This is a genomic window from Streptomyces thermovulgaris, from assembly GCF_002155915.1.
Taxonomy (GTDB): Bacteria; Actinomycetota; Actinomycetes; order Streptomycetales; family Streptomycetaceae; genus Streptomyces; species Streptomyces thermovulgaris.
In genome coordinates this window covers 1-541 of record NZ_MUME01000505.1, presented here as the reverse complement: position 1 = coordinate 541, position 541 = coordinate 1, and the positions used below count along the sequence as shown (strand labels likewise).

The following is a 541-nucleotide window of genomic DNA, read 5'->3' as shown; positions in this document are numbered from 1 at the left end:
GGCCAAGAGCGAGGACGAGCTCACCAAGCCCGAGCACCGCACCTACAGCGACTTCCGCGGCTACGGCGAGGTCCGCACCCAGGTCGGCAACGGCACCGACGGTCCCAAGCTGGACACGCGCACCCGCTACTTCCGCGGCATCGAGGGCGCGAAGGTCGCCGACTTCGAGGGCAACGAGGTCGACGACCACCCGGCCTTCGCCGGCATGGAGCGCGCCGAGGCCGAGTACGACGACGGCGAGCTCATCAGCGAGGAGACCACCCGCAGCCCGCTCAAGGGCGGAGGCTGGCAGCGGACCAAGTCGGAGCGGACCTTCGACGAGTACGGCATGCTCGCCTCGGAGACCGATCACGGCGACACCGCCAAGACCGGCGACGAGACGTGCACCACGATGACGTACGCCCGCAACACCGGGGCCAACATCCTGGAGCTGGAGGCGTCGGAGAAGACCACGGCCGGTACCTGCGCGGACCCCGGTGAGCTGATCTCCGAGGAGCGCACGTACTACGACGGCTCCACCACGCTGGGCGCGGCGCCCACC

At 70.1% G+C, this 541-nt stretch carries 1 protein-coding gene; it reads left to right on the top strand.

Going from position 1 to position 541, the window contains the following annotated elements:
* A partial coding sequence (locus tag CCN35_RS26865; RefSeq protein WP_143631880.1) for a hypothetical protein occupies positions 1-541 on the top strand: 541 nt, incomplete at both ends.